The following is a 4,645-nucleotide window of genomic DNA, read 5'->3' as shown; positions in this document are numbered from 1 at the left end:
CCACCGCCCCGGCCCCGGCCGCCGCCCCGGCCGGCCCCGAGCTGGTCCAGCTGCGCGGCCCGGCCAAGGCCGTCGCCGCCAACATGGACGCCTCGCTGGAGGTGCCGACCGCGACCTCGGTCCGCGCCGTCCCGGCGAAGCTGTTGATCGACAACCGCATCGTCATCAACAACCACCTGCAGCGCGCCCGCGGCGGCAAGGTCTCCTTCACCCACCTGATCGGTTACGCCCTGGTCCAGGCCATCAAGGCCGCCCCGGGCATGAACCACAGCTACAAGGTGGAGGACGGCAAGGCCTTCCTGGTCAAGCCGGAGCACGTCAACCTCGGCCTGGCGATCGACCTGGTCAAGCCGAACGGCGACCGCCAGCTGGTCGTCGCGGCCATCAAGAAGGCCGAGACCCTCGACTTCTTCGGCTTCTGGCAGGCCTACGAGGACATCGTCCGCCGGGCCCGCGCCAACAAGCTGACCATGGACGACTTCACCGGCGTCACGGTCTCGCTGACCAACCCCGGCGGCATCGGCACCGTGCACTCCGTGCCGCGCCTGATGCAGAACCAGGGCACCATCGTCGGCGTCGGCGCCATGGAGTACCCGGCCGAGTTCCAGGGCTCCGCCCCGGAGACCCTGTCCCGTCTGGGCGTCTCCAAGATCATGACGCTGACCTCGACCTACGACCACCGCGTCATCCAGGGCGCGGCGTCCGGCGAGTTCCTGCGCGAGATCCACCGCCTGCTGCTCGGCGAGAACGGCTTCTACGACGAGATCTTCGAGTCGCTGCGGATCCCGTACGAGCCGGTCCGCTGGGCGACCGACGTCGCCACCACCCACGACGACGAGGTCAACAAGACCGCCCGCGTCATGGAGCTGATCCACTCCTACCGGGTCCGCGGCCACCTCATGGCCGACACCGACCCGCTGGAGTACAAGCAGCGCAAGCACCCCGACCTGGACGTCACCACCCACGGCCTCACCCTGTGGGACCTGGAGCGCGAGTTCGCGGTCGGCGGCTTCGGCGGCCAGAAGATGATGAAGCTCCGCGACATCCTCGGCCTGCTGCGCAACACCTACTGCCGCACCGTCGGCATCGAGTACATGCACATCCAGGACCCGAAGCAGCGCAAGTGGCTGCAGGAGCGCCTGGAGAAGCCGTACGCGAAGCCCGAGCGCGAGGAGCAGCTGCGGATCCTGCGCCGGCTGAACTCGGCCGAGGCCTTCGAGACGTTCCTGCAGACCAAGTACGTCGGCCAGAAGCGCTTCTCGCTGGAGGGCGGTGAGTCGCTGATCGCGCTGCTGGACGCGACCATCGACGCCGCCGCCGAGCACCGCCTGGACGAGGCCGTCATCGGCATGGCCCACCGCGGCCGCCTGAACGTGCTGGCCAACATCGTCGGCAAGCCGTACGGCAAGATCTTCGGCGAGTTCGAGGGCAACCTCGACCCGAAGTCGATGCACGGCTCCGGCGACGTCAAGTACCACCTCGGCTCCGAGGGCACCTTCACCGGGCTGGACGGGGAGACCATCAAGGTCTCGCTCGCCGCGAACCCCTCCCACCTGGAGACGGTCGACCCGGTCGTCGAGGGCATCGCCCGCGCCAAGCAGGACATCCTGGACCAGGGCGGCACCACCTTCCCGGTGCTGCCGATCCAGATCCACGGCGACGCGGCCTTCGCCGGCCAGGGCGTCGTCGCGGAGACCCTGAACATGTCGCAGCTGCGCGGCTACCGCACCGGCGGCACCGTGCACGTCGTGGTGAACAACCAGGTCGGCTTCACCGCCGCCCCGGCGTCCTCGCGCTCCTCGATGTACTGCACCGACGTGGCCCGCATGATCGAGGCCCCGATCTTCCACGTGAACGGCGACGACCCGGAGGCCGTGGTCCGCGTCGCGCGGCTCGCCTTCGAGTTCCGCCAGGCGTTCCACAAGGACGTCGTGATCGACCTCATCTGCTACCGCCGCCGCGGTCACAACGAGGCCGACAACCCGTCGTTCACCCAGCCGCTGATGTACGACCTGATCGACAAGAAGCGCTCGGTGCGCAAGCTGTACACCGAGGGCCTGATCGGTCGCGGCGACATCACCATGGAAGAGGCGGAGCAGGCGCTCCAGGACTTCCAGGGCCAGCTGGAGAAGGTCTTCGCCGAGGTCCGCGAGGCGGCCCAGGCTCCGGCCGACACCACCACGGGCAAGCCGGTCGCCGACTTCCCGGTCTCCATCCAGACCGGCATCTCCCAGGAGATGGTCAAGCGGATCGCCGCCTCGCAGGTCAACTTCCCGGACTGGCTGACCGTCCACCCGCGCCTGCTGCCGCAGCTGCAGCGCCGCGCCGCCTCGGTCGAGGACAACACCATCGACTGGGCGATGGGCGAGACCCTCGCCATCGGCTCGCTGCTCATGGAGGGCCACCCGGTCCGCCTGGCCGGCCAGGACAGCCGCCGCGGCACCTTCGGCCAGCGGCACGCCGTCCTGATCGACCGCAAGACCGGCGAGGACTACACCCCGCTGCAGTACCTCACCGAGGACCAGGCCCGCTACACCGTCTACGACAGCCTGCTGTCGGAGTACGCGGCCATGGGCTTCGAGTACGGCTACTCGCTGACCCGCCCGAACGCGCTGGTCATGTGGGAGGCGCAGTTCGGCGACTTCGTCAACGGCGCGCAGACCATGGTGGACGAGTACATCGCCTCCGCCGAGCAGAAGTGGGGCCAGCACTCCGGCGTCACCCTGCTGCTGCCGCACGGCTACGAGGGCCAGGGCCCGGACCACTCGTCCGCCCGCCCGGAGCGCTTCCTCCAGCTGTGCGCGCAGGACAACATGACGGTCGCCATGCCGACCCTGCCGTCGAACTACTTCCACCTGCTGCGCTGGCAGGCGCACAACCCGCACCACAAGCCGCTGATCGTCTTCACCCCGAAGTCGATGCTGCGTCTGAAGGCCGCGGCGAGTGCGACCGAGGAGTTCCTGTCGGGCTCGTTCCGCCCGGTCATCGGTGACACCACCGTCGACCCGGCGCAGGTCCGCAAGGTGGTCATCACCTCCGGCAAGTTCTACTACGACCTGGCGGCGGCCCGGACCGAGCGCGGCATCACCGACACCGCGATCGTCCGCATGGAGCGGCTGTACCCGCTGCCGGTGGCCGAGCTCCAGGAGGAGCTGGCCCGCTACGGCGACAACGTCCAGTTCGTCTGGGCGCAGGAGGAGCCGGCCAACCAGGGTGCCTGGCCGTTCATCGCGATGAACCTGGTCGACCACCTGCAGGTCGTCATCGGCCGCAGCGGCGGCGACGCCCGTCTGCGCCGCGTCGCCCGCACGGCGGCCTCGTCGCCGGCCGTCGGCTCGGCCAAGCGGCACGGTGCCGAGCAGCAGGCGCTGATCGAGGAGGTCTTCGCGCTCTGACGCGCTGAGACCCCCCGCACCGCCGACACGCCCGCGGCCCCCGTCCCCTCACCGAGGGAGCGGGGGCCGCGGGCGTCGTCGTGCCGCGGGCGCCGTGTCGTGCCCCGGCAAAGGTCGCAGCTCTGCAACCAAACGCGGACCGGCCTGCGCGGTTTCCTGACGGATCGATAGGTTATGCCTCGCCGGTTCGCCGCCGGGCGCCGGTCCCTGCGCCCGCGAGCCGGCCGAACGACCTCATCGCTCATCCCAGGGGGATCACCAATGACCGCCGACACGCCGCACCCCGGCAAACTGCCTCCGGTCTTCCAGCCGCTCCTTCCGGACGACCCCCGGGAGGTCGGCGGCTACCGGCTGTTCGCCCGGCTCGGCGCCGGCGGCATGGGGCGCGTCTACCTCTCGTACACGCCCGGCGGGCGTCCGGTGGCGCTCAAGGTGGTGCGCTCCGAGTTCGCCGAGGACGGCGAGTTCCGCCGCCGGTTCGCCCAGGAGGTCAGCAACGCCCAGCGGATCCACGGGCTGTACACCGCCCAGGTGATCGACTCAGGCGGCCTGGACTCGGACGCCCCGTGGCTGGTCACCGCGTACGTGCCCGGCCCGTCCCTGCAGCAGGTGGTGCGGGAGCACGGCGCGCTGCCGGTGCGCACCGTGCTGCTGCTGATGGGCGGCATCGCCGAGGCGCTGCAGGCGATCCACAGCGTCGAGGTGGTCCACCGCGACCTCAAGCCCGCCAACGTGCTGGTCGCCGGGGACGGACCGCGGGTGATCGACTTCGGCATCGCCCGGGCCGCCGACGCCACCGCGCTGACCGGCACCGGCTACCGGATCGGCTCCCCCGCCTTCATGGCCCCCGAGCAGGCGCAGGGCCGCGCGGTCACCCCGGCCACCGACGTCTTCGCGCTGGGCGCCCTGGCCGCGTACGTGGCCGGCGGCACCCCGCCGTTCGGTGACGGGCCGGACACCGCGGTGCTCTACCGGGTGGTGCACGAGGAGCCCGACCTGACGGCCGTCCCGGCGGACCTCCGCGAGCTGGTCCAGCGCTGCCTGGCGAAGTCGCCGGAGGACCGCCCGAAGCCGGCCGAGATCATCCAGGCCGCCCGCAACCACCCGGAGGTCGGCGGCCAGCTGCGGTTCGGCGAGGACTGGCTGCCGCGGCAGGTCAACACCGAGATCACCCGGCGCTCCGACCTGCCCAGGACGCCCCCGGCTCCGCTGCCGGCCGCCCCCGCGACCCCGCCGGCGCCGGCGGCCCC

Annotated in this window: 2 protein-coding genes; both read left to right on the top strand. The window is 71.1% G+C overall.

Annotation, left to right across the window (positions count from 1 at the left end; genetic code table 11):
- A partial coding sequence (locus HS99_RS40310; RefSeq protein ID WP_063738044.1) for a multifunctional oxoglutarate decarboxylase/oxoglutarate dehydrogenase thiamine pyrophosphate-binding subunit/dihydrolipoyllysine-residue succinyltransferase subunit occupies nucleotides 1-3,395 on the top strand: 3,395 nt, incomplete at its 5' end.
- A gap of 261 nt (nucleotides 3,396-3,656) precedes the next feature.
- Nucleotides 3,657-4,645: serine/threonine-protein kinase (locus tag HS99_RS40305; RefSeq protein ID WP_141763916.1), on the top strand; the 989-nt coding region annotated here is incomplete at its 3' end.

It is taken from the genome of Kitasatospora aureofaciens, from assembly GCF_001188955.3.
Taxonomy (GTDB): domain Bacteria; phylum Actinomycetota; class Actinomycetes; order Streptomycetales; family Streptomycetaceae; genus Kitasatospora; species Kitasatospora aureofaciens.
The sequence above is the reverse complement of the archived record's forward strand: the minus strand, read 5'-3'. Positions and strand labels throughout refer to the sequence as shown.